The sequence below is a fragment of the Virgibacillus salexigens genome (assembly GCF_014905415.1).
Lineage (GTDB): Bacteria > Bacillota > Bacilli > Bacillales > Amphibacillaceae > Virgibacillus > Virgibacillus salexigens.
Genome location: NZ_BNEO01000221.1, coordinates 1 through 288, shown reverse-complemented (window position 1 = coordinate 288; position 288 = coordinate 1). Strand labels below are relative to the sequence as shown.

At 38.2% G+C, this 288-nt stretch carries 1 protein-coding gene; it reads left to right on the top strand.

Annotation, left to right across the window (positions count from 1 at the left end; genetic code table 11):
* The coding region (locus JKP73_RS22935; RefSeq protein ID WP_200412070.1) for an ATP-grasp domain-containing protein at positions 1-288 on the top strand (288 nt) is incomplete at both ends.

Genomic DNA, 288 nt, shown 5'->3' with positions numbered 1-288 from the left:
AATGTGAACAGGCTTTAGCCGACTTTCCATTTCCAGCTGTAATTAAAACATGTAGTGGTGGTTATGATGGGAAGGGACAGCTAAAAATAGAAAATAGGGAACATATAGCTGCAGCAATCGAATTTGCTGGGCAACATGCTTATTGTATTGTTGAACAGTGGATTCCTTTCGACAAAGAGAGCTCCGTAGTCTTTACCCGATCATTAAAAGGAGAAATTACCTTCTTTCCAGTTGCTGAAAATGATCATAAAAACCATATTTTATACCAGACTACCGTTCCAGCTAATA